The sequence below is a fragment of the Marinifilum sp. JC120 genome (assembly GCA_004923195.1).
Taxonomy (GTDB): domain Bacteria; phylum Desulfobacterota; class Desulfovibrionia; order Desulfovibrionales; family Desulfovibrionaceae; genus Maridesulfovibrio.
This window is the reverse complement of record RDSB01000144.1, coordinates 1-570: the sequence shown is the minus strand read 5'-3', so window position 1 is coordinate 570 and position 570 is coordinate 1. Positions and strand designations below refer to the sequence as shown.

The window sequence follows — 570 nt, the reverse complement described above, 5'->3', positions numbered from 1 at the left end:
TTTGCCAACCAAATGTATATCGATACCGGCGCAGTGTTCTGCGGAAACCTAACATTGATTCAGGTACAGGGAGAAGGCGCATGAGACTCGAAAGCGTAGCTAAATTTCATTCGCCAAAAAGCCCGATGATGAGCGACTCACCACGGGCCACGGCTTCTGACTCTCTTTCCGGTACTGATGTGATGGCTGCTATGGGGATGGCGCAATCACAAGCCGGATTCGGTATGGCTGCATTCTGCGGTAAGCACGAACTCAGCCAGAACGACAAACAAAAGGCTATCAACTATCTGATGCAATTTGCACACAAGGTATCGGGGAAATACCGTGGTGTGGCAAAGCTTGAAGGAAATACTAAGGCAAAGGTACTGCAAGTGCTCGCAACATTCGCTTATGCGGATTATTGCCGTAGTGCCGCGACGCCGGGGGCAAGATGCAGAGATTGCCATGGTACAGGCCGTGCGGTTGATATTGCCAAAACAGAGCTGTGGGGGAGAGTTGTCGAGAAAGAGTGCGGAAGATGCAAAGGCGTCGGCTATTCAAGGATGCCAGCAAGCGCAGCATATCGCGCTG

The 570-nt window shown here is 51.6% G+C and carries 1 protein-coding gene; it reads left to right on the top strand.

Annotated features, from left to right (window positions below; all coding sequences use genetic code 11):
- Positions 1–80: 80 nt before the first annotated feature.
- Positions 81–570 (top strand): antitermination protein (locus tag D0S45_20745; GenBank protein TIH06226.1); only part of this gene is annotated, 490 nt, incomplete at its 3' end.